This window comes from Streptomyces sp. NBC_00669 (assembly GCF_036226785.1).
Classification (GTDB): Bacteria; Actinomycetota; Actinomycetes; order Streptomycetales; family Streptomycetaceae; genus Actinacidiphila.
Genome location: NZ_CP109018.1, coordinates 5,980,001 through 6,005,014 on the forward strand (window position 1 = coordinate 5,980,001; position 25,014 = coordinate 6,005,014).

The 25,014-nt window shown below is 68.7% G+C and carries 15 protein-coding genes and 2 rRNA genes (1 of these 17 running past the window's edge); 13 read left to right on the forward strand and 4 right to left on the reverse strand.

The annotated features are described in order from the left end of the window. Positions 1 to 2,437: ribosomal RNA gene (locus OG896_RS25325) — 23S ribosomal RNA — on the forward strand; it begins 687 nt to the left of the window's first position. Between the two features lie 104 nt (positions 2,438 to 2,541). After that, a 5S ribosomal RNA gene (rrf, locus tag OG896_RS25330) occupies positions 2,542 to 2,658 on the forward strand. Positions 2,659 to 2,737: 79 nt separating this feature from the next. Here the strand turns inward: rrf and OG896_RS25335 are convergent. Then, positions 2,738 to 4,036: a hypothetical protein gene (locus OG896_RS25335; protein WP_329369003.1), complete on the reverse strand. Its 1,299-nt coding sequence runs from the start codon at positions 4,034 to 4,036 to the stop codon at positions 2,738 to 2,740. A 95-nt stretch (positions 4,037 to 4,131) separates the two neighbouring features. On the opposite strand from OG896_RS25335, the gene mtnA reads away from it, so the two are divergent. The 7 genes from mtnA to OG896_RS25370 all read left to right on the forward strand — a co-directional run bounded on the left by mtnA (position 4,132) and on the right by OG896_RS25370 (position 12,636). Further along, positions 4,132 to 5,181: an S-methyl-5-thioribose-1-phosphate isomerase gene (gene mtnA, locus OG896_RS25340; RefSeq protein WP_329369005.1), complete on the forward strand. Its 1,050-nt coding sequence runs from the start codon at positions 4,132 to 4,134 to the stop codon at positions 5,179 to 5,181. A 135-nt stretch (positions 5,182 to 5,316) separates the two neighbouring features. Further along, positions 5,317 to 6,006 (forward strand): MtrAB system response regulator MtrA, encoded by a 690-nt coding sequence (gene mtrA / locus OG896_RS25345; RefSeq protein ID WP_202233941.1) that lies wholly within the window; start codon positions 5,317 to 5,319, stop codon positions 6,004 to 6,006. A gap of 52 nt (positions 6,007 to 6,058) precedes the next feature. Next, the gene (gene mtrB / locus OG896_RS25350; RefSeq protein WP_329374257.1) at positions 6,059 to 7,975 is read left to right on the forward strand and encodes an MtrAB system histidine kinase MtrB; all 1,917 of its coding nucleotides are present in this window, start codon (positions 6,059 to 6,061) and stop codon (positions 7,973 to 7,975) included. Beyond that, positions 7,975 to 9,816, forward strand: a complete 1,842-nt coding sequence (locus OG896_RS25355; RefSeq protein ID WP_329369007.1) for an LpqB family beta-propeller domain-containing protein — start codon at positions 7,975 to 7,977, stop codon at positions 9,814 to 9,816. The genes mtrB and OG896_RS25355 overlap by 1 nt, the downstream gene beginning before the upstream one ends. A 271-nt stretch (positions 9,817 to 10,087) precedes the next feature. Beyond that, positions 10,088 to 10,777 (forward strand): ComF family protein, encoded by a 690-nt coding sequence (locus tag OG896_RS25360; protein WP_329369009.1) that lies wholly within the window; start codon positions 10,088 to 10,090, stop codon positions 10,775 to 10,777. A 296-nt stretch (positions 10,778 to 11,073) separates the two neighbouring features. Continuing rightward, positions 11,074 to 11,766, forward strand: a complete 693-nt coding sequence (gene hpf, locus OG896_RS25365; RefSeq protein WP_328464658.1) for a ribosome hibernation-promoting factor, HPF/YfiA family — start codon at positions 11,074 to 11,076, stop codon at positions 11,764 to 11,766. A gap of 132 nt (positions 11,767 to 11,898) precedes the next feature. After that, entirely contained in the window at positions 11,899 to 12,636 is a 738-nt protein-coding gene (locus OG896_RS25370) for a response regulator transcription factor (RefSeq protein ID WP_329369012.1), read from the forward strand. Here OG896_RS25370 and OG896_RS25375 read toward each other — a convergent pair. Beyond that, complete coding sequence (locus OG896_RS25375; RefSeq protein WP_329369014.1) at positions 12,633 to 13,814, reverse strand: winged helix-turn-helix domain-containing protein; 1,182 nt, start codon at positions 13,812 to 13,814, stop codon at positions 12,633 to 12,635. The two genes, OG896_RS25370 and OG896_RS25375, sit on opposite strands and share 4 nt — an antisense overlap. 90 nt (positions 13,815 to 13,904) lie before the next feature. Further along, a complete protein-coding gene (locus OG896_RS25380; protein WP_329369016.1) occupies positions 13,905 to 14,492 on the reverse strand; it encodes a GNAT family N-acetyltransferase in 588 nt (195 codons plus the stop codon). Positions 14,493 to 14,754: 262 nt separating this feature from the next. On the opposite strand from OG896_RS25380, the gene secA reads away from it, so the two are divergent. Next, on the forward strand, positions 14,755 to 17,559 hold the full coding sequence (gene secA, locus OG896_RS25385) for a preprotein translocase subunit SecA (RefSeq protein WP_329369018.1): 2,805 nt from the start codon (positions 14,755 to 14,757) through the stop codon (positions 17,557 to 17,559). A 170-nt stretch (positions 17,560 to 17,729) separates the two neighbouring features. Here the strand turns inward: secA and OG896_RS25390 are convergent, their stop codons facing one another. Beyond that, on the reverse strand, positions 17,730 to 18,332 hold the full coding sequence (locus tag OG896_RS25390) for an Rv3235 family protein (RefSeq protein WP_329369020.1): 603 nt from the start codon (positions 18,330 to 18,332) through the stop codon (positions 17,730 to 17,732). Positions 18,333 to 18,492: 160 nt separating this feature from the next. Between OG896_RS25390 and OG896_RS25395 the strand changes: the two genes are divergently transcribed. The 3 genes from OG896_RS25395 (at position 18,493) to OG896_RS25405 (ending at position 24,956) form a co-directional block, all read left to right on the forward strand. Beyond that, the gene (locus OG896_RS25395) at positions 18,493 to 18,999 is read left to right on the forward strand and encodes a DUF6912 family protein (RefSeq protein ID WP_329369022.1); all 507 of its coding nucleotides are present in this window, start codon (positions 18,493 to 18,495) and stop codon (positions 18,997 to 18,999) included. A gap of 65 nt (positions 19,000 to 19,064) precedes the next feature. Continuing rightward, on the forward strand, positions 19,065 to 19,718 hold the full coding sequence (locus OG896_RS25400) for an HAD family hydrolase (RefSeq protein ID WP_329369024.1): 654 nt from the start codon (positions 19,065 to 19,067) through the stop codon (positions 19,716 to 19,718). Between the two features lie 267 nt (positions 19,719 to 19,985). Next, positions 19,986 to 24,956 (forward strand): NAD-glutamate dehydrogenase, encoded by a 4,971-nt coding sequence (locus OG896_RS25405; protein ID WP_329369025.1) that lies wholly within the window; start codon positions 19,986 to 19,988, stop codon positions 24,954 to 24,956. Positions 24,957 to 25,014 lie beyond the last annotated feature (58 nt).

The following is a 25,014-nucleotide window of genomic DNA, read 5'->3' on the forward strand; positions in this document are numbered from 1 at the left end:
AGTTTGCGGTGTGTTGCGAGGTTAACCCGTGTGGGGGAGCCGTAGCGAAAGCGAGTCCGAATAGGGCGTTTCAGTAGCACGCTCAAGACCCGAAGCGGAGTGATCTAGCCATGGGCAGGTTGAAGCGCGGGTAAGACCGTGTGGAGGACCGAACCCACCAGGGTTGAAAACCTGGGGGATGACCTGTGGTTAGGGGTGAAAGGCCAATCAAACTCCGTGATAGCTGGTTCTCCCCGAAATGCATTTAGGTGCAGCGTCGTGTGTTTCTTGCCGGAGGTAGAGCACTGGATAGGCGATGGGCCCTACCGGGTTACTGACCTTAGCCAAACTCCGAATGCCGGTAAGTGAGAGCGCGGCAGTGAGACTGTGGGGGATAAGCTCCATGGTCGAGAGGGAAACAGCCCAGAGCATCGACTAAGGCCCCTAAGCGTACGCTAAGTGGGAAAGGATGTGGAGTCGCAGAGACAACCAGGAGGTTGGCTTAGAAGCAGCCACCCTTGAAAGAGTGCGTAATAGCTCACTGGTCAAGTGATTCCGCGCCGACAATGTAGCGGGGCTCAAGCGTACCGCCGAAGTCGTGTCATTCACGCAATATCCCCAACGGGAGTGTGGATGGGTAGGGGAGCGTCGTGTGCCGGGTGAAGCCGCCGCGTAAGCGAGTGGTGGATGGTTCACGAGTGAGAATGCAGGCATGAGTAGCGATACAAGAGTGGGAAACTCTTGCGCCGATTGACTAAGGGTTCCTGGGTCAAGCTGATCTGCCCAGGGTAAGTCGGGACCTAAGGCGAGGCCGACAGGCGTAGTCGATGGACAACCGGTTGATATTCCGGTACCCGCTTTGAAACGCCCAGTACTGAACCGAGCGATGCTAAGGCCGTGAAGCCGCCTCTGATCTCTTCGGAGTGAGGGGGAGTGGTGGAGCCGCTGAACCGGACTTGTAGTAGGTAAGCGATGGGGTGACGCAGGAAGGTAGTCCAGCCCGGGCGGTGGTTGTCCCGGGGTAAGGGTGTAGGACGTCGTCCAGGTAAATCCGGGCGGCATGTGTCTGAGACCTGATGCCGAGCCGATTGTGGTGAAGTGGATGATCCTATGCTGTCGAGAAAAGCCTCTAGCGAGTTTCATGGCGGCCCGTACCCTAAACCGACTCAGGTGGTCAGGTAGAGAATACCGAGGCGTTCGGGTGAACTATGGTTAAGGAACTCGGCAAAATGCCCCCGTAACTTCGGGAGAAGGGGGGCCACTTCTGGTGATGGAGTTTACCTCTTGAGCTGGGGGTGGCCGCAGAGACCAGCGAGAAGCGACTGTTTACTAAAAACACAGGTCCGTGCGAAGCCGTAAGGCGATGTATACGGACTGACGCCTGCCCGGTGCTGGAACGTTAAGGGGACCGGTTAGTCACACTTCGGTGTGGCGAAGCTGAGAACTTAAGCGCCAGTAAACGGCGGTGGTAACTATAACCATCCTAAGGTAGCGAAATTCCTTGTCGGGTAAGTTCCGACCTGCACGAATGGCGTAACGACTTCTCGACTGTCTCAACCATAGGCCCGGTGAAATTGCACTACGAGTAAAGATGCTCGTTTCGCGCAGCAGGACGGAAAGACCCCGGGACCTTTACTATAGCTTGATATTGGTGTTCGGTTCGGCTTGTGTAGGATAGGTGGGAGACTTTGATATCGCGGCGCCAGCCGTGGTGGAGTCGTCGTTGAAATACCACTCTGGTCGTGCTGGATGTCTAACCTCGGTCCGTGATCCGGATCAGGGACAGTGTCTGGTGGGTAGTTTAACTGGGGCGGTTGCCTCCTAAAGGGTAACGGAGGCGCCCAAAGGTTCCCTCAGCCTGGTTGGCAATCAGGTGTTGAGTGTAAGTGCACAAGGGAGCTTGACTGTGAGACTGACGGGTCGAGCAGGTACGAAAGTAGGGACTAGTGATCCGGCGGTGGCTTGTGGAAGCGCCGTCGCTCAACGGATAAAAGGTACCCCGGGGATAACAGGCTGATCTTCCCCAAGAGTCCATATCGACGGGATGGTTTGGCACCTCGATGTCGGCTCGTCGCATCCTGGGGCTGGAGTCGGTCCCAAGGGTTGGGCTGTTCGCCCATTAAAGCGGTACGCGAGCTGGGTTTAGAACGTCGTGAGACAGTTCGGTCCCTATCCGCTGCGCGCGTTGGAGTCTTGAGAAGGGCTGTCCCTAGTACGAGAGGACCGGGACGGACGAACCTCTGGTGTGCCAGTTGTCCTGCCAAGGGCATGGCTGGTTGGCTACGTTCGGGAGGGATAACCGCTGAAAGCATCTAAGCGGGAAGCCTGCTTCGAGATGAGGGCTCCCACCCACTTGATGGGGTAAGGCTCCCAGTAGACGACTGGGTTGATAGGCCGGATGTGGAAGCCTCGTGAGGGGTGGAGCTGACCGGTACTAATAGGCCGAGGGCTTGTCCATGTGTGCTCGCGTCCACTGTGTAGTTCTGAAACAACCAGCAACCACACACCCATCTAGCTATAGGGCTGGGTTGGTGTGTGGTGTGTGGGACAGTTTCATAGTGTTTCGGTGGTCATAGCGTTAGGGAAACGCCCGGTTACATTCCGAACCCGGAAGCTAAGCCTTTCAGCGCCGATGGTACTGCAGGGGGGACCCTGTGGGAGAGTAGGACACCGCCGAACAAATATTGAGCCTCGGCCCCCAGTTCCGACTGGGGGCCGAGGCTTTTTTGCGTTCTCCCAGCCTTTCGGCTGGGAGCGCTCAGTCCTGCTGGGCTGCCTGCGTCAGCTCGATGTCCAGCGACTCACGGCGAATTCGCTGGTCGATGTAGAGCAGGGTGACCGAGCCGGCGCTGATCGGCAGGGTGAACATCGAACCGATGACCGCACCGATACCGGTGATGATGAGGAACGTCCAACTGGGGTTGCTGTCGGAGTTGTAGAAGGACGAGAAGGACTCGTTCGTGAAGGCCGCTGACAGCAGCGTGAACGGCAACTCGATGATGGCCGACGCGATGTACGTGATGACGACGGTCAGGAGCTCCACCCCGAGGACACGCCACCAGGCGCCGCGAACGAGTTTGGCCGAGCGCTTCATCGCGCCCACGATGCTCTGGTTCTCCAGCATCAGCGCCGGAGGCGCCAGACTCAGCAGAATCCACAGCCAGATCATCAACACCATGCCCGCACAAGCGCCGAGTACGGCCAGTGCCGCGCCGCCGTCCGACGAACCCGCCGCAGCGACAAGGATTCCCGGCAGCACGGTGACGACGAGTACCGCGATGTAGAGGAAGACGAGCAGGAACGAGAGGCCGATGAGCCGGCCCACGCGAGGACGGGCCTCGCGCCAAGCCTCGCCGACCGACACCGTACGGCCGAGCGTCGCGCGGCTGGTGACCATGGTGAGCATGGCGGTGGCGGTGAGCACTCCGAGCGCGGCGATGATCGCGGTGAGTCCCAGTCCGGCGTAAGCGTCGCGTAGCGCGTGCAGGACGTCGTGGGCGCTCGGGTGATCGTTGTTCTCGATCTTCTGGATGCTGCTGTTGTCGGTGAACAGCCCCTCGACAACGACGGCGATGGCTTGCGTGACGAGGGCGACGGCGAAGGTGACGCTGAGGATGGCTCGCCAGTGGCGTCGCAGCGTGACGATGGAGCCGTTGAGGATCTCACCGACGTCCAGAGGACGCAGCGGGATGACGCCGGGCTGAGGAGCGGCCGGCCTGGTCCAGGGGCCCTGCTGCTGCCAGCCGTTGGGCGGGGGAGGGCCGCCCCAGCGGGGTCCGCCCTGTGCCGGAGGCAGCGGAGGGCGGCTGCCCTGCGGTGGCGTCCAGCGGGCCCAACCCGTGGTGTTGGCCGGTGGCTGCTGAGGGGACCAGCCGGGATGCGTATCGGGATGCTGCGGCAGAGCTTGCGGCGGTACAGGTGGTACAGGCCGATCAGCTGTCTGACTCTGCACAGGGCGTTCGGGTGTCGCCGACGGGGCGGGGTCGGGACCGGTGCCGCCGTCCGGCTCGGGGGAGTCGGAGGGTCCGGGCGTCGTAGAGCCCGGAGTGTTGGTCATCGGAGGTTGCCCCTCTTCGTGTTGCTCGGCTGGTTCAAGCCGCCATCGTGCCATGGGCTGACGCCAACACGGTTTGGCAGGGCAGACTGAGAGATATGGGTGATCACATCACGCGACCTGAGAACGGCTTCATTCCCGCGTTGCGATGGGAGGAACCGCCCGAGGGGCCGGTACTGGTACTGCTCGACCAGACCCGACTACCTCAGGAGGAAGTCGAGTTGGCCTGCACGGACGTGCAGGGGCTCGTGGGCGCGATCGGCGCGCTCGTCGTACGGGGAGCCCCCGTGCTGGGGTTGGCCGGAGCGTATGGTGTCGCGCTGGCGGCGGCGCGCGGATACGACGTGGAGGACGCGGCCGAGTCGCTCGCGCAGGCTCGCCCGACAGCGGTCAACCTCGGATACGGAGTGCGTCGGGCGCTTGCCGCCTACCGCAAGGCCGCGCCGGACCAGGCCGCGGCCGCGGCACTGGCGGAGGCGCGGGCGTTGCACGCCGAGGACGCCGCCGCGAGCGACGCGATGGCACGCCATGGCGGGCAGTTGCTGACCGAACTCGTGCCCGGCGGCGGCTACCGGGTTCTGACGCACTGCAACACCGGTGCCTTGGTGTCAGGCGGCCAGGGCACCGCGCTCGGCGTGGTGCTGGCAGCCCACCGGGCCGGGGAACTGCGGCGGTTGTGGGTGGATGAGACCCGGCCGCTGCTCCAGGGCGCGAGGTTGACCGCTTATGAGGCGGCGCGGGCGGGAATGCCGTACACGCTGCTCTCGGACAGCGCCGCGGGCTCGCTGTTCACGGCGGGAGAAGTCGACGCGGTGCTGGTGGGCGCGGACCGGATCGCGGCGGACGGTGCGACGGCGAACAAGGTCGGCACGTATCCCCTTGCGGTGCTGGCGCGCTACCACCACGTGCCGTTCATCGTCGTGGCGCCGACGACGACGGTCGACCTGGATACACCGGACGGAGCGTCGATCGAGGTCGAGCAGCGGTCGAGCAGCGAGGTGACCGACCTGGCGCCTTCCCCGCTGGGCACTCAGGCCTACAATCCCGCTTTCGACGTGACGCCGCCGGAGTTGATCACCGCGATCGTGACGGAGAACGGAGTGGTCTCGCCGGTGACGGCGGAGACGCTGGCAGCCGTGTGCCGGTAAGGTCACCTGGCGGTCGCGGCACAAGTTATCCACAGGCTGTCACAGGGGGACAGCGCAACTGCGTACAACCATGGAGAATGGTTGCGTAGCGTGACCTCGATCACCAAAGGTCACCGGTATCGATATGCAAATGGGATGATGGTCGGTATGAAGGGACGAGTCCTGGTCGTCGACGACGACACCGCGCTGTCAGAGATGCTCGGCATCGTGCTGCGTGGGGAGGGTTTCGAGCCGTCGTTCTGCGCCGACGGCGACAAAGCGCTTGCTGCTTTTCGGGAGGCCAAGCCTGATCTTGTGCTGCTGGACCTGATGCTGCCCGGAAGGGACGGCATCGATGTGTGCCGGCAGATCCGGGCTGAGTCCGGTGTGCCGATCGTGATGCTCACGGCGAAGAGCGACACGGTGGATGTGGTGGTCGGCCTGGAGTCCGGGGCGGACGACTACGTCATCAAGCCGTTCAAGCCCAAGGAGCTGGTGGCGCGGGTGCGGGCGCGGCTGCGGCGTGCCGAGGAGCCGACACCTGAGCAGCTTGCGATCGGGGATCTGCTGATCGATGTCGCCGGGCACTCGGTGAAGCGTGGCGGTCAGCCGATCGCGCTGACTCCGTTGGAGTTCGATCTTCTGGTCGCGCTTGCCCGCAAGCCGTGGCAGGTGTTCACACGTGAGGTGCTGCTGGAGCAGGTCTGGGGCTATCGCCACGCGGCGGACACACGGCTGGTGAATGTGCACGTGCAGCGGCTGCGGTCGAAGGTGGAGCAGGACCCGGAGCGTCCGGAGATCGTCGTGACCGTTCGCGGTGTCGGCTACAAGGCAGGACCGGGCTGACATGTGCGCGTCGTACGAGCGTGAGCGCTTGGAGAGTCGGCTGGCCGATCCGATGCAGGGGCTGCTGCCGGTGATCCGCTCGTTCGTGCGCTGGGCGCGGCGTCCGCTGCAGCCGGCGGTGCGGCTGTGGCGGCGCAATCTTCAGCTCCGGGTGGTCGCCTTCACGTTGCTGATGTCGGTGGGCGTTGTGCTGCTGCTCGGCTTCGTGGTCATCGGCCAGGTGCAGAACGGGCTGCTCGACGCGAAGGAGAAGGCCGCGACGAACCAGGCGACCGGCGGTTTCTCCATTGCGCAGGACATGGCGGACAAGGGCAGCCAGACCCAGCAGGCGTCCGGCTCCGGTGCTGCGCAGGGCCGGGTCGACTCGGGGACATGGCTGAACAGCCTGGTCCAGCAGTTCGCCAGTGGCGGTAAGGGCGTGTACTGGATCGTCGCGCTCAGCCCTGGGCGGGGCGACGATCCGCCCTTCGCCGGGGGCAACGCGGGCAGCGTGCGCGGACCGCGTGGCTCAGGCAGCGTGCTGCCGGACGAGAGCATCCCGAAGTCGCTGAGCGACGCGGTGCGCAGCCATCCCGGCGCGCTCAAGCAGTACACGATGGTCAAGACCGACGACGGTCACAAGCCGCGGCCGGCGTTGGCGGTGGGCAAGCGGCTGACGGACATCAACGGGAACACCTACCAGCTGTACTACCTGTTCCCGTTCGACCAGGAGGAGAAGACCCTCGGGCTGGTCAAGGGCACGCTGGCCACCGCGGGGATATTCGTGGTGGTGCTGCTCGGCGCGATCGCGTGGCTGGTGACGCGGCAGGTGGTCACGCCGGTGCGGATGGCCGCCGGAATCGCCGAGCGACTGGCGGCCGGGCGGCTCCAGGAACGGATGCAGGTCACCGGGGAGGACGACATCGCCCGGCTCGGCGAGTCGTTCAACAAGATGGCGCAGAACCTCCAGGTCAAGATTCAGCAGCTGGAGGACCTGTCGCGGATGCAGCGCCGCTTCGTCTCCGATGTGTCGCACGAGCTGCGGACACCGTTGACGACGGTGCGGATGGCGGCCGACGTCATCCACGACGCCCGGACGGACTTCGATCCGGTCACGGCGCGCTCCGCGGAACTGCTGCAGAACCAGTTGGACCGGTTCGAGTCCCTGCTGTCCGACCTGCTGGAGATCAGCAGGTTCGACGCCGGCGCCGCGGACCTGGCCGCCGAGCCGATAGACCTGCGGGACGTGGTGCGCCAGGTCGTCGATGCCGCCGAGCCTCTCGCGGACCGCAAGGGCACCCGTGTGATCATCCGCGGCGACGCGCAGCCGGTGATCGCGGAGGCCGACGCCCGCCGGGTGGAGCGCGTGCTGCGCAACCTGGTGGTCAACGCGATCGAGCACGGCGAGGGCCGTGACGTGGTGGTCCGGCTGGCGACGGTCGACGGCGCCGTCGCGGTGGCGGTGCGGGATTACGGCGTGGGCTTGAAACCGGGCGAGGCGACTCGGGTGTTCAACCGCTTCTGGCGGGCGGACCCGGCGCGGGCGCGTACCACCGGTGGCACCGGGCTGGGTCTCTCCATCGCGGTGGAGGACGCCCGATTGCACGGCGGGTGGCTGCAGGCGTGGGGCGAGCCGGGTGGCGGTTCGCAGTTCCGTATGACGCTTCCTCGTACCGCGGGGGACAGCCTGCGCGGTTCGCCGATCCCGCTGGAACCGGACGACTCGCGCCGCAACCGGGGGCTGAACTCCTCGGGTCTGCCGGCCAAGGCGGGGACGTCGGTGCCGGTGCCGCGTACGGGCTCGCCGGGTGGTACTTCAGGTGACGGTGTCGTGGTGCGGCAGGCCACTGCGCGTGGACCGCAACTGCCGTCGATGCCGCTGGTGCCCAAGGCGTCGACCCGGCCGCCGGTGGCGGACCCCGCGGCGCTTCCGGGCAGCGGCGCGCGGGTCGTGGAGCGTAGGGAAACCATGCGGGAGGACGACGTCTGATGGGTGTGATGGGGGGCGGCCGGGGGCGGCTGCTGCCGCGAGGGTTGCTGGCGCTGTTCGCGGCGCTGCTGCTGGCCGGCTGCGCCTCGATGCCCAGCAGCGGCGAGGTGCGCAAGGTCAGCGAGGGCCAGCGCGCGGACTCCGACTCGCAGGTGCGGGTCTTCGGCATCGCGCCGAGTCCGGGCGAGAGCGCCTCCGACATCGTCAACGGGTTCCTGGAAGCGACGACCAGCAGCGAGTCGGACTTCGTCACCGCGCAGAAGTACCTCTCCAAGCAGGAGCGGCACCGTTGGAAGCCGAACACGGGGATCACCGTGTTCTCGGGGGAGCTGACCCCTCGCGAGGTGGGCGGCAGCGGTCGCAAGGAGGGATACACCACGGTCACCCTGTCGGCGACGAAGGCGGCCGTGGTGGACACCAAGCACGCCTACCAGCCGGACCACGGCCCGTTCAGCACGTCGTTCCACCTGGTCAAGGAGAACAACCAGTGGAGGATCGACGGCCTTGAGAACGGCCTGGTGCTGTCCGACCTGGACTTCCAGCGGATATACCACTCGGTGAACATGTACTACTTCGCCAAGCTCGGACCGGACGGGCATCCGGCCGGCGGTAGCAGCAACGCGACGCTGGTCGCCGACCCGGTGTACCTGCGTATCCAGAACGACCCGCTGGTGTCGACGGTCTCGGCGCTGCTGGGCGGGCCCACCGACTGGCTGTCGCCTGTCGTCACCACCGCGACACCCGCCGGGACGAAGCTGGAGGACAAGGGCCCGGACCACGGGGTGTCGCTGGACGACTCGCAGCAGCTTCAGGTCCGGCTCGACCACAGCGCTGACGGACTGCGCGGGCAGCGCTGCACCGAGCTGGCCGCGCAGCTCTTCGCCACCGTCCAGGCGCAGGCGTCCGCGCAGTTGGCGTCGGCCGAGGTGGACCATGCGGATGGTTCCACCGCGTGCAAGCTGCCGAGCGGGGAAGCCCTCAGCTACGGCCCCGAGAACCTGGTCGGCGCCAACCCGCGGCCCTACTTCGTCGAAGCCGACAGCCAGCACCGGCTGCTGGAGCTGACCGACGACGGCAAGGGCAGCACACCGAAGGCGACACCGGTGCCCGGCCCGTTCGGCTCCAGCAAGGCGTACCTGGACTCGGTGGCGGTGCGCAGGGACCAGGAGGCGGCCGCAGGGGTGCGCTCCGACGGTCGTGAACTGGTGGTCGCGTCGCTCGTTGCCGGCCAGACCTTCGGCAAACCGGTGGTGACCAGCAAGGTCAAGGACGGGCTGAGCGCACCGAGCTGGGACGGTTTCGACGACTTGTGGGTGGCCGACCGTGATCAGGACGCTCCGAAGCTGATGGTGTTGCCCAACGGCACCGGCGAGCCGATCGAGGTGCCGGTGCCGGACCTCGACGGCCGGATTCAGTCGCTGCGGGTGGCCTCGGACGGGGTGCGGATCGCCCTGGTGGTGCAGCAGGGCAGCGGTACCCGCCTGATGCTCGGCCGGATCGTCCGGGAGGGCACTGCGCAGCACCCGGAGTTCTCGGTCGACAGCCTGCGCTCCCTGACACCCGCAGGAGAACACATGACGTCCGTGTCGTGGGCCGGTGCCAGCAAGCTCGTGGTGCTCGACACCGAGCCCGGCGGAGCCCAGCAGATCGAGTACATCAGCTCGGACGGCTCGGCCGGGTCCCTGCCGCAGGGCGTCAGCGAGGCCACGTCCGTCGCCTCCTCGGAGAACCAGGCGATGCCCCTGCTCGCCTCGTACAACGGCAGGGTCTACGAACTGCCCACCGACTCGAACTGGAAGCAGGTCTCGCCGAAGGGCAGCAATCCCGTCTATCCGGGCTGACCTGTGGAGATCGAGTTATCCACAGCCACGAAAGAGTGACTGGCAGCGGACTTGCCGCAAGGCGCAAAGTTGAGTCATGCGGGGCTGGTGGAGGGAGATCACCGGGTTGGTCCTCCCGGTGGACTGCGCGGGCTGCGGGAGTCCGCGGACGGAGCTGTGCGAGCGGTGCCATGGGCTGCTGGGCGGAGCAGCCACAGCACGGCGCGTACGTCCGTCACCCGAGCCGCCGGGGCTGCCACCGGTCTACGCGGCGGGCCGGTACGGCGACGAGGTGCGGGCTGTCGTCCTCGCGCACAAGGAGCGCGGCGCCCTGGGCCTCGCCCGGCCGCTGGGAGAGGCACTGGCGGGAGCGGTCGTCCGGGCGACCGGTCCCATCGGCGCCTTGCCCGGCCCAGCCGTCCCGCATGCGGTCGGCCACCGCTGGAACCTGCCTGGACGGGCTCCAGCGGCAGCCGACGCCGACCACGGGCCCCGCCTCGGCCTGTGGCCGGTCCTCCACGGCCTGGAGGTGCCTCGCACCGCCCTGCGAGGCACTCCCGGGTCACGGGTACCGAGACCGGCGTCGCAGCGCGGCCCGCTGCTGCTGGTGCCCGTGCCCTCGTCCCGCCGGGCGGTTGCCCAGCGGGGGCACGACGCCACCGCCCGGATCGCCCGGTCGGCGGCCCGCGAGTTGAGGCGGCAGGGCGTGCCGGCCCGGGCGGCGGCCGTGCTGCGGCAGCGGCGACCGGTCGCCGACCAGTCCGAGCTGAGCGCGGACGGGAGGTTGGCGAACCTCTGCGGCGCGGTGGCAGCCGCGGGCAGCGCCGTGCCCCTGCTGTCGGCGGCTCCGGTGGTGCTCGTGGACGACCTCATGACCACCGGGGCGTCACTCGCGGTGGCCGCCGGTGCCGTGGCCGCGGTCGGCGGCTGGGTCGCCGGCGCCGCGGTGGTCGCCGGACCGCACGATTCTCGGATCGACTGATTTGCGCATCGATGCAGGTGGCCATGGTGGGAATTCATCCGAACGGAGGTAAGCCTGCGCTGAGGATGCCGAGACGCACACTCCGGGACTATGTTCGGGAGAGAGGGAAGCGAACACCGGGGGTGTTGATCTTCCCTGTGGGGCAGAAGGAGGTGAAAGCCGCAGCTTCGCGGTACCCGGATCAGCCCGGGTGGCGGAGCGGCAGCTAACGCAGCGCCGGCAGGGACTGGCACCCGCGCCGGCCTCATGAAAGGGATTGCCCCTGGTCACGGGGGCGGTCCGGAACGGAGTTCTGCGTGGACATCGTCGTCAAAGGCCGCAAGACCGAGGTGCCCGAGAGGTTCCGGAAGCACGTGGCCGAGAAACTGGACAAGATCCAGAAGCTCGACGGCAAGGTGATCAGCCTCGACGTCGAGGTGTCCAAGGAGCTCAACCCCCGGCAGGCGGACCGCAGCGACCGGGTGGAGATCACGCTGAACACCCGCGGCCCCGTGGTGCGCGCAGAGGCTGCCGCCGCGGACCCGTACGCCGCGCTGGATGTGGCGGTCACGAAGCTGGAAGCCCGGCTGCGGAAGGCCGCGAGCAAGCGGCACACCCGCCGGGGCAACGGCCGTACGCCCGCCGCCGAGGTGGCCGAGAACGTGCCGGGCGCCGCGCGGATCAACGGGGACGGCACGCTCGTCGCCGATCAGTTGGTCGACGGAGAAGTGCCCACGACCCGGTTCGGGCCGCTGGAGGTCCACGGCGAAGGCCCGCTCGTGGTCAGGGAGAAGACCCACGCCGCGGCACCGATGGCGCTGGACCAGGCGCTGTACGAGATGGAGTTGGTCGGGCACGACTTCTACCTGTTCGTCGACAGCGAGACCAAGCAGCCGAGCGTGGTCTACCGACGGCAGGGCTACGACTACGGCGTGATCCATCTCAACGCGGACGAGTCGGGTGCGGCGTCGCCGGCCGGGGCCGGCGACGCGCTGCACCACGGCGTCTGACCTCGCGGGCCTGCGAAGGGCCTGTGGCGAGTAAGGAGCGTCGAATGCCCCCGGGTGCGTCCGGGGGCGTCGGCGCGCCGGGACGTGAAATGCTGGGCCAGTGGTCAACTCTGGTCTGACGGGGAGGAATTGATGCCGGACTTCGAGCACGGGTCGCCCGGCGAACGAGGCCCGGTGCTGTACGGCGAACCGTCCGGTCCGCCCCGTGCGGAGCCGATTCGGGTACTCGTGGTCGACGACCACGCGCTGTTTCGGCGGGGCCTGGAGATCGTGCTCGCGCAGGAGGAGGACATCCAGGTCATCGGCGAGGCCGGAGACGGCGCCGAGGCCGTGGAGAAGGCCGCCGACCTGCTGCCGGACATCGTGCTGATGGACGTCAGGATGCCGCGGCGCGGGGGGATCGAGGCGTGCACCTCGATCAAGGAGGTCGCGCCCAGCGCCAAGATCATCATGCTGACGATAAGCGATGAGGAAGCCGACCTCTACGAGGCGATCAAGGCCGGCGCGACGGGCTACCTGCTGAAGGAGATCTCCACCGACGAGGTGGCGACCGCGATCCGGGCGGTCGCCGACGGGCAGTCGCAGATCAGCCCCTCGATGGCGTCGAAACTGCTCACCGAGTTCAAGTCGATGATCCAGCGCACCGACGAGAAGCGGCTGCTTCCGGCGCCCAAGCTCACCGACCGCGAGTTGGAGGTGCTCAAGCTGGTGGCCACCGGCTTGAACAACCGGGACATCGCCAAGCAGTTGTTCATCAGCGAGAACACCGTGAAGAACCACGTCCGCAACATCCTGGAGAAACTCCAGCTCCACTCCCGCATGGAGGCCGTGGTCTACGCGATGCGGGAGAAGATCCTGGAGATCCGCTAGCCCTGGCCGCGGGCGAGGGCGGCGGTCAGAGGGGCGCGCAGGGACTCGGGCAGGACGCGTTCGGCCCGGGTCCGGGTGCAGCCGACCCAGCCGGCGGCCTCGGTGAGGGCGTCAGCAGCGGGCTGGACGGCCTTGGGGCCGTCCAGGGTGACCTGGCGTGCGACCAGGGTCTGTCCCTCCCGGGCAGGGTCCACCCGGCCCACCAGCCGGCCGCCCGCCAGCAGCGGCATCGCGAAGTAGCCGTGCACGCGTTTCGGCTTGGGGGTGTAGGCCTCCAGGCGGTGGGTGAAGCCGAAGATCCGCTCGGTGCGCGGGCGGTCCCAGATCAGGGAGTCGAAGGGCGACAGCAGCGTGGTGCGGTGCCGGCCGCGCGGCGGGGCGGCGAGCGCGGCCGGGTCGGCCCAGGCGGGCTTGCCCCAGCCCTCGACATCGACCGGGACCAGCCCGGTGGAGTCCAGCACGGCCGCGACCTGCTCGCCCTTGAGGCGGTGGTAGTCCGCAAGATCCGCCCGGGTGGCGACGCCCATGGCCGCACCCGCCTGCGCGACCAGGCGCCGTACGCACTCGGTGTCGTCGATGTCGTCGTGCAGCAGGGTGTCGGGCACGGCGCGCTCCGCGAGGTCGTAGACGCGCTTCCAGCCGCGGCGCTGCGTGCAGACCACCTCACCGGTGTCCAGCAGCCACTCCACCGCGATCTTCGTCTCGGACCAGTCCCACCACGGGCCGCCGTTCTTCGCGCCGCCGAGCTCGGTGGAGGTCAGCGGACCGTCGATCTTCAGGCGGTCCAGCACGGCCGCGCAGGAGCGCTCGGCGTCCTCGAGGATGTGCCAGCGGTGGCCGCGGGCGCGGCGGGCCCGGCGGCGGAAGGCGAAGTGCGGCCACTCCTCGATGGGCAGGATGCAGGCGGCGTGCGACCAGTACTCGAAGGCGTGGCCGTCGGACCAGTACGCCTCCTCCACCGCGTCGCGGCCGACCGCGCCCAGGCGCGCGTAGGGGATCAGTTCGTGCGACCTGGCCAGTACCGAGATGGTGTCGAGCTGGACCGCGCCGAGGGACCGCAGCACGCCCCGGGTCCCCGACCGCCGGTCCGGCGCCCCCAGGAGGCCCTGCGCCCGAAGGGCGATCCTGCGGGCTTCGTCGGCGGACAGGGTCAGCTCGGGTGACGGCAGGAGAGTCATGACGGCCAGCGTAGAACCGGCCACTGACAGTCGGCTGTGACCAGCGGATTCACTCGTTCCGGCGACTTCTCCCGCGGCGGTGGGCGGCCGCTACTTCGCGTACGGGAGGTACGGCAGTTGCGACGGGCGGTCCCAGTCCGAAGGGAGCAGGGAACCGCTCCACGCGTCCCGCCGGGTGCCTTCGTGGACGACCCGCGAGCGTACGGTGCCCTCCATGGCGAACCCGAGTCTCAGGGCGACCGCGCGGGAGGCTTCGTTGCCGGCCTCCGCGAACCATTCCAGGCGTTCGACACCCAGGGCGTCGAAGGCCCAGGTGCACACCGCTCGTGCCGCCTCCACCGTGTAGCCCTTGCCGCGCTGGTGCTTCGCCGTCCAGTAGCCGAGCTCGGCCTGGCGCTGCGGGGCGGCCAGGTGCTGGAGGCGGACCAGGCCCATCGAGCTGACCAGGGCGCCTTCGTCGCGCGTGAAGACGCCGAAGTTGTACATGGTGTCGTCGCGCCAGCCGTCCGCGCACACGACGTCGATGAAGTGGTCGGCGTGCTCGCGCGGATACGGCGAGGGAACGGATGTCCAGCGCGGAATCTCTGGGTCCTGACAGGCGGCGTACAGGGCGTCGCCGTCACGCGGTTCCAGGGCCCGCAGGAGGAGGCGCTTTGTGGTGAGAACAGGTGTTTCCATGGCGGGCGCGCACCTTTCCGGCGGACTTTCCGGCAGAGGTGCCGGGCCCCCGTTGTGGCCGCATATCGGGCGGCGGGAGGACTGCGGCCGAGTATCCCGGACCCCTCGGCCCGGGGGAAAACCGTTTTGCCGCTGCCGGGCCTCCCGGGCCGCTGGTGTCCTCGCTTACGATGGCCGTTGCAGCAGGGCCAGGCAGACAGGACCCGCGCTGTGCCCCGCGCGGGAATTCGCGCCAGGCCCGACCGGCAAGGAGTCAGCCTACGTGTCCGTCATCAGCAAGATCATGCGTGCAGGTGAAGGCAAGATCCTGCGCAAGCTGCACCGCATCGCGGACCAGGTCAATTCCGTCGAAGAGGACTTCGTCGAGCTCACCGACGCCGAGTTGCGGGCACTCACCGACGAATTCAAGCAGCGCTACGAAGACGGGGAGTCGCTGGACGACCTGATGCCCGAGGCGTTCGCCGCGGTCCGCGAGGCGGCCAAGCGCGTCCTCGGCCAGCGCCACTACGACGTGCAGATCATGGGCGGTGCGGCCCTGCACCTCGGCTATGTCGCCGAGATGCGCACCGGCGAGGGCAAGACCCTGGTCGGCACCCTTCCCACGTACCTCAACGCGATCTCCGGCAAGGGCGTTCACCTGATCACGGTCAACGACTACCTCGCCGAGCGCGACTCGGAGTGGATGGGCCGGGTGCACAAGTTCCTCGGCCTGAGCGTCGGCTGCATCCTGGCGAACATGACCCCGGCCGAGCGCCGCGAGCAGTACAACTGCGACATCACCTACGGCACCAACAACGAGTTCGGCTTCGACTACCTGCGCGACAACATGGCGTGGTCGAAGGACGAGTTGGTCCAGCGCGGCCACAACTTCGCGGTGGTCGACGAGGTCGACTCGATCCTGGTGGACGAGGCGCGTACCCCGCTGATCATCTCCGGCCCCGCCGACCAGGCCACGAAGTGGTACAGCGACTTCGCCCGCCTGGTGAAGCGGCTCACCCGCGGCGAGGCGGGCAGCCTCGGCAAGGAGGAGACCGGCGACTACGACGTGGACGAGAAGAAGCGCACCGTCGCCATCCACGAGTCCGGCGTCAGCAAGGTCGAGGACTGGCTGGGCATCGACAACCTCTACGAGTCGGTGAACACCCCGCTCGTCGGTTATCTGAACAACGCCATCAAGGCCAAGGAGCTCTACAAGAACGACAAGGACTACGTCGTCATCGACGGCGAGGTCATGATCGTCGACGAGCACACCGGCCGTATTCTCGCCGGCCGCCGCTACAACGAGGGCATGCACCAGGCGATCGAGGCGAAGGAAGGGGTGGACATCAAGGACGAGAACCAGACGCTCGCCACGATCACCCTGCAGAACTTCTTCCGCCTGTACGACAAGCTCAGCGGGATGACCGGTACGGCGATGACCGAGGCCGCCGAGTTCCACCAGATCTACAAGCTGGGCGTCGTGCCGATCCCGACCAACCGCCCGATGCAGCGGATGGACAAGCCCGACCTGATCTACCGCACGGAGGAGGCGAAGTTCGCCGCCGTCGTGGAGGACATCGTCGAGAAGCACGAGAAGGGCCAGCCGGTCCTGGTCGGCACCGTCTCCGTCGAGAAGTCCGAGTACCTGTCCGCGCAGCTGTCCAAGCGGGGCATCCCGCACGAGGTGCTCAACGCCAAGCAGCACGACCGTGAGGCGACCATCGTCGCCCAGGCCGGGCGCAAGGGCGCGGTCACCGTCGCCACCAACATGGCCGGCCGTGGTACCGACATCAAGCTCGGCGGCAACCCCGACGACCTCGCCGAGGCGGAGCTGCGCCAGCGCGGCCTGGACCCGGTCGAGCACGTCGAGGAGTGGGCCGCAGCCCTGCCCGAGGCGCTGGAGCGCGCCGAGGAGGCGGTCAAGGCCGAGTTCGAGGAGGTCAAGGACCTCGGCGGCCTTTACGTCCTGGGCACCGAGCGGCACGAGTCGCGCCGGATCGACAACCAGTTGCGCGGCCGCTCCGGCCGCCAGGGCGACCCGGGTGAGTCCCGCTTCTACCTCTCCCTGGGCGACGACCTGATGCGGCTGTTCAAGGCGCAGATGGTCGAGCGCGTGATGTCCATGGCCAACGTGCCCGACGACGTGCCGATCGAGAACAAGATGGTGACCCGGGCGATCGCGTCCGCCCAGTCGCAGGTCGAGCAGCAGAACTTCGAGATCCGCAAGAACGTCCTGAAGTACGACGAGGTGCTCAACCGCCAGCGCGAGGTGATCTACGGCGAGCGCCGCCGCGTCCTGGAGGGCGAGGACCTCCAGGAGCAGGTGCAGCACTTCATGGACGACACCATCGACGCGTACATCGACGCCGAGACGCGCGAGGGCTTCGCCGAGGACTGGGACCTGGACCGGCTGTGGGGCGCCTTCAAGCAGCTCTACCCGGCGAAGGTCACCGTCGACGAGCTGGAGGAGGCGGCCGGCGACCGCGCGGGCATCACCGCCGAGTTCATCGCCGAGTCGGTCAAGGACGACATCCACGAGCAGTACGCCGAGCGGGAGAAGCAGCTCACCGAGGACATCATGCGCGAGCTGGAGCGACGCGTGGTGCTGTCGGTGCTCGACCGCAAGTGGCGTGAGCACCTCTACGAGATGGACTACCTCCAGGAGGGCATCGGGCTGCGTGCCATGGCGCAGCGCGACCCGCTGGTGGAGTACCAGCGCGAGGGCTTCGACATGTTCACCGCCATGATGGACGGCATCAAGGAGGAGTCCGTCGGCTACCTGTTCAACCTGGAGGTCCAGGTGGAGCAGCAGGTCGAGGAGGTGCCGGTGACGGACGAGGTCCAGGACGCGCCGCCGTCGCTGGTCAAGCAGCCCGAGATCCGCGCGAAGGGCCTGGAAGCGCCCAAGCGGGCGGACCGGCTGCACTTCTCCGCCCCGTCGGTCGACGGTGAGGGCGGCGTCGTGGAGGGCGAGTTCGAGGAGGCGGGCGTCTCCGGGGGCGCTGCCGGCGCCGCCGACGAGGAGGCGGGCACGACCCGCGCGGAGCGCCGCAAGGCCGCCAAGGGCGGTCGCCGCCGCAAGAAGTAGGCAGCGAGGCAAGCAGCGCCGCCGCACGCGGCGGCGTCGTACCACCGGCTCGGGGCCGGGCCGATTCGGCCCGGCCCCGAGCCGTTCGTCCGCGCGGGCCCGCGTCCGCCCGCGTCCGTCCGCTTCCGCACGCGGCGGCGCGGGTGATGCGCAGGTCGATGCGGGTCGGCTCATCGCGCGGCGACGTCGGTGCAGTGCCAGCGGGCGCGGCCGTAGCCGGGTCCTGAGTCGGCGTTCCCGGGTTCGAGGCGGAAGGCGATCGCCCGGACCACGTCGTCGTCCAGGGCGACCACCGCGGTCACCTCCAGCGCGCCGCCCGCGGTGGGGAAGACCCGGCAGCGGCATACGTACGGGGTACGGCCGCGGGCGCGGCGCCGCCAGTCCTCGCGTTCGGCGTGCAGCTTCCACAGCCGCTGGTATGCCTCGTCCCTGACCCGGCCGGCGAGGGAGGTCAGTGGCCGGCGGCCGGTGAGGACGTCGAGCAGCCGCTCGGCGAACCACAGGTGCGGTGGTACGGGCCGAGCCGCGGGCCCGGGCCGGGTCGTGGGGCGGCGCGGGTCGGTACGGCGCGGCGGGGCGGTGCCGGCGGCGGGACGGCGGCCCGGGTGCGGCGGTGCGGGACGCGGCGCCGTGGGATGCGGTGCCGGCGCGGGACGGGCTGCCGGGTGCGGCGCGGTCGGGTGCGGCGCGGTCGGATGGGGCGCCGCGTGAGGTGTCGCGCGGGTGGCCGGGCGGGCCGTGGCGCGGGTGCTCGGTCGGTTCGTGGGCGTCATGCGCATGGCTGTTTCCCCAAAGATCGTTTCCGGTGGTCGATGGGGTGGTTGTAGGCGGCGGCAGGGATCACGGGCAAGCGGCAGGGCGGCCGTCCGGGGGGAATCCGTCGGACGGGAGAGATTCACCTGTGAAGGTGGTGACACCCGTATGCTTCACGCCATGCGCGTCTACATTCCCACCACCCTCGCCGGGCTGGCCGAGGCGTACAAGGCGGGCGAGCTGGGTCCGGCCCCGCTGGACGCCTTCGCGGTCACACCGAGCCTGCGCGAGTGGTACGTCTCCGACGACATCGAGGAACTCGAGTACGCGGCGCTGACCCGAGCCGCTCAGGCGTCGCTGCGGATGCTGGCCGTGCGGCCCGAAGTGCCGCGCAGGCGCGTGGTCGTGGCGGTCGACGTGGCCGACGGCGCGGTGCGTCACGACCCCGACCGCGGCCTCGATCCCGCCGCGCTCGGCGAGGTGCGGCTGGCCGGTGCGGTGCGACTCGCCGAGGCGGCCGCGGTGCATGTGGACGCCGACGACGCCGAGTCCGACGTGGCGGCGGCGGCCGACGCGGTGGGCGCGGTGGACGCCGGGGACGAGGACGCACAGTTCACCGTCGACGGTGCCGAGGATCACGAGCTTTTGTGGTATGCGACGCAGGAGATTCCCCACCTGATCGGCTGACCCCGCACGGAAGTTATCCACAGGCCGGAAACGGGCTGTCGCTGTGCGCGAGTAACGTTCTTGGTGTGAACGCGCACCTCGTATGGGACTGGAACGGGACCCTCTTCAACGACATCGAAGCGGTGGTCGGGGCGACCAACGCCTCCTTCGCGGAGCTCGGCCTGCCGCTGATCACCGCCGAGCGGTACCGCGAGCTGTACTGCGTCCCCGTGCCGCTCTTCTACGAGCGGTTGCTCGGCCGGCTGCCCTCGGACGAGGAGTGGGCCGTGCTGGACGCGGGCTTCGAGCGGCATTACCTGCGGCTGGCCGAGCAGTGCGCCCTCGCCGAAGGAGCGGCCGAACTGCTGGCGTCCCGGCAGGCGTCGGGCCTCACCCAGTCGCTGTGCTCGCTCGCCACGCCCCAGCAGCTGCTGCCGTTCGTCACCGCCCACGGCATCAGCGGGCACTTCGTGCGGATCGACGGCCGCAGCGGAGCGGCGATCGAGGGGAAGTCCGGCCAGATGGCCCGGCACCTGGCCGCGCTCGACGGCCTCGACGGCCGCCCCGTCGTGGTCATCGGCGACGCCCTGGACGACGCGGCCGCCGCCGCCCACGTCGGTGCGTTCGCGGTGCTGTACACCGGCGGTTCACACAGCCGTGCGAGCCTGGAGACCGCCGGGGTGCCGGTCGCCGACAGCCTCGCCGAGGCCGTCGAGCTGGCCGAGCGAATAGCGAGCTGACCTGGACAGGAGCCCCGGTTTCTGTCCATTCGGGCCAAACGTGTGTGGTGCATTTGTACGAAGACGGCGCATGACAGCCACCCCGGCCGGGACGATAGCCTGGCGGGCGTGATCACTGTTGATCCGTGCTCCGGGGGCATCGCGTGCTGACGGGCACGACGAGCCTCCTTTCCGGCATAGCGTCGTCCCGTAGCGGAAACCCCGCGTCGCGGTACGTCGTGCCATCAACCGACGTCACGCAATGGCGCGCGACAGGAGTCAGAGGACATGCAGACCAAGCTGGACGAAGCCAAGGCGGCGCTTCTCGAACGGGCGGCTCTGGCAGGTGAGAACAGCCCGGCGGGGGGACCCCCCGGCCAGGGGCTCGACGCGCTGGCGCTGACCGCGTTTCTCCAGCGCTACTACCTGCACAGCGCACCCGAGGACCTGATCGACCGCGACCCGGTCGACGTCTACGGTGCCGCGATGTCGCACCACCGCCTGGCGGAGAACCGCCCGCAGGGCACGGCCAACCTCCGGGTGCACACCCCCACGGTGGAGCAGAACGGCTGGCAGTGCAGCCACACCGTGGTCGAGGTCGTCACCGACGACATGCCCTTCCTGGTGGACTCGGTCACCAACGCGCTGACCCAGGCCAACCGGGCGATCCACGTGGTCGTCCACCCGCAGTTCCACGTCCGCCGCGATGTCGCGGGCAAGCTGATCGAGGTCATCGGATACGCCTCGGCGGCCGAGGGCGAGTCGCTGCCGCACGACGTGCTGGTGGAGTCCTGGATTCACGTCGAGATCGACCGGGAGACCGATCGGGACGACATCAAGGAGATCACCGCCGATCTGCGCCGCGTGCTGTCGGATGTGCGCGAGTCCGTCGAGGACTGGACGAAGATGCGGCAGGCCGCGCTCACCATCGCCGACGAACTGGCCGCCTCCCCGCCGCCGCTGCCCGAGCAGGAGACCGGCGAGGCGCGGGAGCTGATGCGCTGGCTCGCCGAGGACCACTTCACCTTCCTCGGCTACCGCGAGTACGAACTCACCACCGACACCGACGGGGCGGGCGACACCGAGGGCGAGGACGTGCTCGTCGCCGTGCCCGGCACCGGCCTGGGCATCCTGCGCTCCGACCCGCAGCACCCGCACAACGACGGCACCCACCCCGGGCACCCCGGCCACCCCACCTCGCCGTCCTTCAGCCGGCTGCCCGCCGACGCCCGCAAGAAGGCCCGCGAGCACCGGCTGCTGATCCTCACCAAGGCCAACAGCCGCTCCACGGTGCACCGCCCGTCGTACCTGGACTACATCGGGGTCAAGAAGTTCGACGCCGAGGGCAATGTGATCGGCGAGCGGCGCTTCCTCGGGCTGTTCTCCTCCAGCGCCTACACCGAGTCCGTGCGCCGGGTGCCCGTGGTGCGCCGCAAGGTCGAGGAGGTCCTCGAGGGCTCCGGATACCAGGCCGGCAGCCACGACGGCCGCGACCTGCTCCAGATCCTGGAGACCTACCCGCGCGACGAGCTGTTCCAGACCGGCGTCGACGAGCTGCGCTCCATCGTCACCAGCGTGCTGTACCTCCAGGAGCGCCGCAAGCTCCGGCTCTACCTGCGCCAGGACGAGTACGGCCGGTACTACTCCGCGCTGGTCTACCTGCCGCGGGACCGCTACACCACCGCGGTGCGGCTGCGCCTGACCCACATCCTCCAGGAGGAACTCGGCGGCCTCAGCGTCGACTTCACCGCCTGGAACACCGAGTCGGTGCTCTCCCGGCTGCACTTCGTGATCCGCGTCAACCCCGGCAGCCGGCTCCCCGAGCTCAACGACTCCGATGTCGAACGGATCGAGAACCGGCTCGCCGCCGCCGCCCGGTCCTGGGCCGACGGCTTCGCCGAGGCGCTCAACGCCGAGTGCGGCGAGGAGCGCGCCGCCGAACTCGGTCGCCGCTACGCGGACGCGTTCCCCGACGGGTACCGCGCCGACTTCGCCCCGCGGGTCGCCGTCGCGGACCTCCAGCACATCGAGAGCCTGGGCGAGGACGACTTCACCCTCTCGCTCTACGAACCGGTCTCCGCCGCCCCCGAGGAGCGCCGTTTCAAGATCTACCGCACCGGCGCCCCGGTGTCGCTGTCCGCGGTGCTCCCGGTGCTGCAGCGGCTCGGCGTCGAGGTGGTCGACGAGCGCCCGTACGAGCTGCGCCGCGTCGACAACTCGCGGGCGTGGGTCTACGACTTCGGGCTCCGCCTCGACCCCGCGCTCGGCGATCTGGGCGACGACGCGCGCGAGCGGTTCCAGGAGGCGTTCGCCGCGACCTGGACCGACCGGGCCGAGAACGACGGCTTCAACTCGCTGGTGCTGCGCGCCGGGCTGGACTGGCGGCAGGCGATGGTGCTGCGCGCCTACGCGAAGTACCTGCGGCAGGCCGGTTCGACCTTCAGCCAGGACTACATGGAGGACACCCTCCGGACGAACGTCCACACCACCCGGCTGCTCGTCAACCTCTTCCAGGCCCGGCTCTCGCCCGACCACCAGAAGGCCGGCAGCGAACTGACCGACGGCATCCTGGAGGAGCTGGAGGGAGCCCTCGACCAGGTCGCCAGCCTCGACGAGGACCGCATCCTGCGTTCCTTCCTCACCCTGATCAAGGCGACGCTGCGCACCAACTACTTCCAGCGCGCGGCGGACGGCAAGCCGCACTCCTACCTGTCGATCAAGTTCGACCCGCAGGCCGTGCCCGACCTGCCCGCGCCGCGCCCCGCCTACGAGATCTGGGTGTACAGCCCGCGGGTCGAGGGTGTGCACCTGCGGTTCGGGAAGGTCGCCCGCGGCGGGCTGCGCTGGTCCGACCGCCGGGAGGACTTCCGCACCGAGGTGCTGGGCCTGGTCAAGGCCCAGATGGTGAAGAACACCGTGATCGTGCCGGTCGGTGCGAAGGGCGGGTTCGTCGGCAAGCGGCTGCCCGACCCGGCGGTCGACCGTGACGCGTGGATGGCGGAGGGCATCGCCTCGTACCGGACGTTCATCTCCGGCCTGCTCGACATCACCGACAACCTGGTCGGCGGCGAGGTGGTGCCGCCGCAGGACGTGGTCCGGCACGACGAGGACGACACGTATCTGGTGGTGGCGGCGGACAAGGGCACCGCGTCCTTCTCCGACATCGCCAACGAGGTCGCCGTCTCCTACGGGTTCTGGCTCGGCGACGCCTTCGCCTCCGGCGGGTCGGTCGGCTACGACCACAAGAAGATGGCCATCACCTCCTCCGGCGCCTGGGAGTCGGTGAAACGGCACTTCCGGGAGACCGGCCACAACACGCAGGAAGAGGACTTCACCGTCGTCGGCATCGGTGACATGTCCGGCGACGTCTTCGGCAACGGCATGCTGCTGTCGGAGCACATCCGGCTGGTGGCCGCCTTCGACCACCGGCACATCTTCCTCGACCCGAACCCGGACGCGGCCACCTCCTACGCCGAGCGGCGCCGGATCTTCGAACTGCCGCGCTCCTCCTGGGCCGACTACGACTCCTCGCTGATCTCGGCCGGCGGCGGCATCTACCCGCGCACGGCCAAGGCGATCCCGGTCAGCGCGGCGGTCCGCGCCGCGCTGGGTATCGAGTCCAAGGCGGCGAAGCTCACCCCCGCCGAGCTGATGAAGGCGATCCTCAAGGCCCCGGTCGACCTGCTGTGGAACGGCGGCATCGGCACCTACGTCAAGGCGTCGACCGAGACGCAGGCGGACGTCGGCGACAAGGCGAACGACGCGATCCGGATCGACGGCACCGACCTGCGGGTCAAGGTGGTCGGTGAGGGCGGCAACCTCGGCTTCACCCAGCTCGGCCGGATCGAGTTCGCCCGTTCCGGCGGCCCCGACGGCACCGGCGGCCGGATCAACACCGACGCGATCGACAACAGCGCCGGCGTGGACGCCTCCGACCACGAGGTCAACATCAAGGTGCTGCTCAACAGCACCGTCGCCGAGGGCGACATGACGGTCAAGCAGCGCAACGCGCTGCTCGCCGAGATGACGCACGACGTCGGCAACCTGGTGCTGCGCAACAACTACGCGCAGAACGTGGCGCTGGCCAACAGCATGGCGCAGGCCGGCAGCCTGCTCCACGCGCACCAGCGGTTCATGCGGCGGCTGGTGCGGGACGGCCGGCTGGACCGGGCGCTGGAGTTCCTGCCCACCGACCGGCAGATCCGGGAGAGGTCCGCGGCCGGTGTGGGCCTGACCCAGCCGGAGATGGCCGTCATCCTCGCCTACGCCAAGATCACCGTGGCCGACGAGCTGATCCAGACCGAGCTGCCCGACGACCCGTATCTGCGGTCCCTGCTGCACGCGTACTTCCCGGTGGCGCTGAGGGAGCGTTTCGCCACGCAGATCGACAACCACGCGCTGCACCGCGAGATCGTCACCACCGTGCTGGTCAACGACACGGTGAACACCGGCGGCACCACCTTCCTGCACCGTTTCCGGGAGGAGATCGGCGCGACCACCGAGGAGATCGTGCGGGCGCACACCGCGGCCCGGGCGATCTTCGACCTCGGCCCGATCTGGGACGCGGTCGAGGCGCTGGACAACACGGTCGCGGCCGATGTGCAGACCCGGATCAGGCTGCACTCGCGGCGGCTGGTGGAGCGCGGCACCCGCTGGCTGCTCAACAACCGGATGCAGCCGCTCCAGATCGCCGAGACCATCGAGTTCTTCGGTGAGGGCGTCACCGCGGTGTGGTCGCGGCTGCCGAAGCTGCTGTGCGGCGCGGATCTGGAGTGGTACGGCACGCTGCACGACGAGTTGACGGCCGCCGGGGTGCCGGACGAGCTGGCGACGCGGGTGGCCGGGTTCTCCTCGGTGTTCCCGGCGCTGGACATCGTGGATGTGGCGCGGCGGGCCGGCAAGGAGCCGCTGGACGTCGCCGAGATCTACTTCGACCTCGCCGACCGGCTGGGGATCACCCAACTGCTGGACCGGATCATCCAGTTGCCGCGGGACGACCGCTGGCAGTCGATGGCGCGGGCGGCGATCCGCGAGGACCTGTTCGCGGCGCACGCGGCGCTCACCGCCGACGTGCTCAGCGCGGGCGAGGCCGGTGCCACCCCGGAGGAGCGCTACCAGGCGTGGGAGGAGCGCAACTCCGGTCTGGTCACCCGGGCCAGGACCACGCTGGAGGAGATCCAGGGTTCGGAGGAGTTCGACCTGGCGAGCCTGTCGGTGGCGATGCGGACCTTCCGTACGCTGCTGCGCACGCACCACTGAGGTCCGACTGAGGTTCGAGGGGGCGGGCACCCGACATCTGGCGCCCGCCCCCGCCTCT

What these genes read in the sequence shown, in the direction of transcription:
- OG896_RS25335 (WP_329369003.1), bottom strand. Translation starts at nt 4,036, where the DNA reads ATGACCAACACTCCGGGCTCTACGACGCCCGGACCCTCCGACTCCCCC.
- mtnA (WP_329369005.1), top strand. Translation starts at nt 4,132, where the DNA reads ATGGGTGATCACATCACGCGACCTGAGAACGGCTTCATTCCCGCGTTG.
- mtrA (WP_202233941.1), top strand. Translation starts at nt 5,317, where the DNA reads ATGATGGTCGGTATGAAGGGACGAGTCCTGGTCGTCGACGACGACACC.
- mtrB (WP_329374257.1), top strand. Translation starts at nt 6,059, where the DNA reads ATGCAGGGGCTGCTGCCGGTGATCCGCTCGTTCGTGCGCTGGGCGCGG.
- OG896_RS25355 (WP_329369007.1), top strand. Translation starts at nt 7,975, where the DNA reads ATGGGTGTGATGGGGGGCGGCCGGGGGCGGCTGCTGCCGCGAGGGTTG.
- OG896_RS25370 (WP_329369012.1), top strand. Translation starts at nt 11,899, where the DNA reads ATGCCGGACTTCGAGCACGGGTCGCCCGGCGAACGAGGCCCGGTGCTG.
- OG896_RS25375 (WP_329369014.1), bottom strand. Translation starts at nt 13,814, where the DNA reads ATGACTCTCCTGCCGTCACCCGAGCTGACCCTGTCCGCCGACGAAGCC.
- OG896_RS25380 (WP_329369016.1), bottom strand. Translation starts at nt 14,492, where the DNA reads ATGGAAACACCTGTTCTCACCACAAAGCGCCTCCTCCTGCGGGCCCTG.
- OG896_RS25390 (WP_329369020.1), bottom strand. Translation starts at nt 18,332, where the DNA reads ATGACGCCCACGAACCGACCGAGCACCCGCGCCACGGCCCGCCCGGCC.
- OG896_RS25395 (WP_329369022.1), top strand. Translation starts at nt 18,493, where the DNA reads ATGCGCGTCTACATTCCCACCACCCTCGCCGGGCTGGCCGAGGCGTAC.
- OG896_RS25405 (WP_329369025.1), top strand. Translation starts at nt 19,986, where the DNA reads ATGCAGACCAAGCTGGACGAAGCCAAGGCGGCGCTTCTCGAACGGGCG.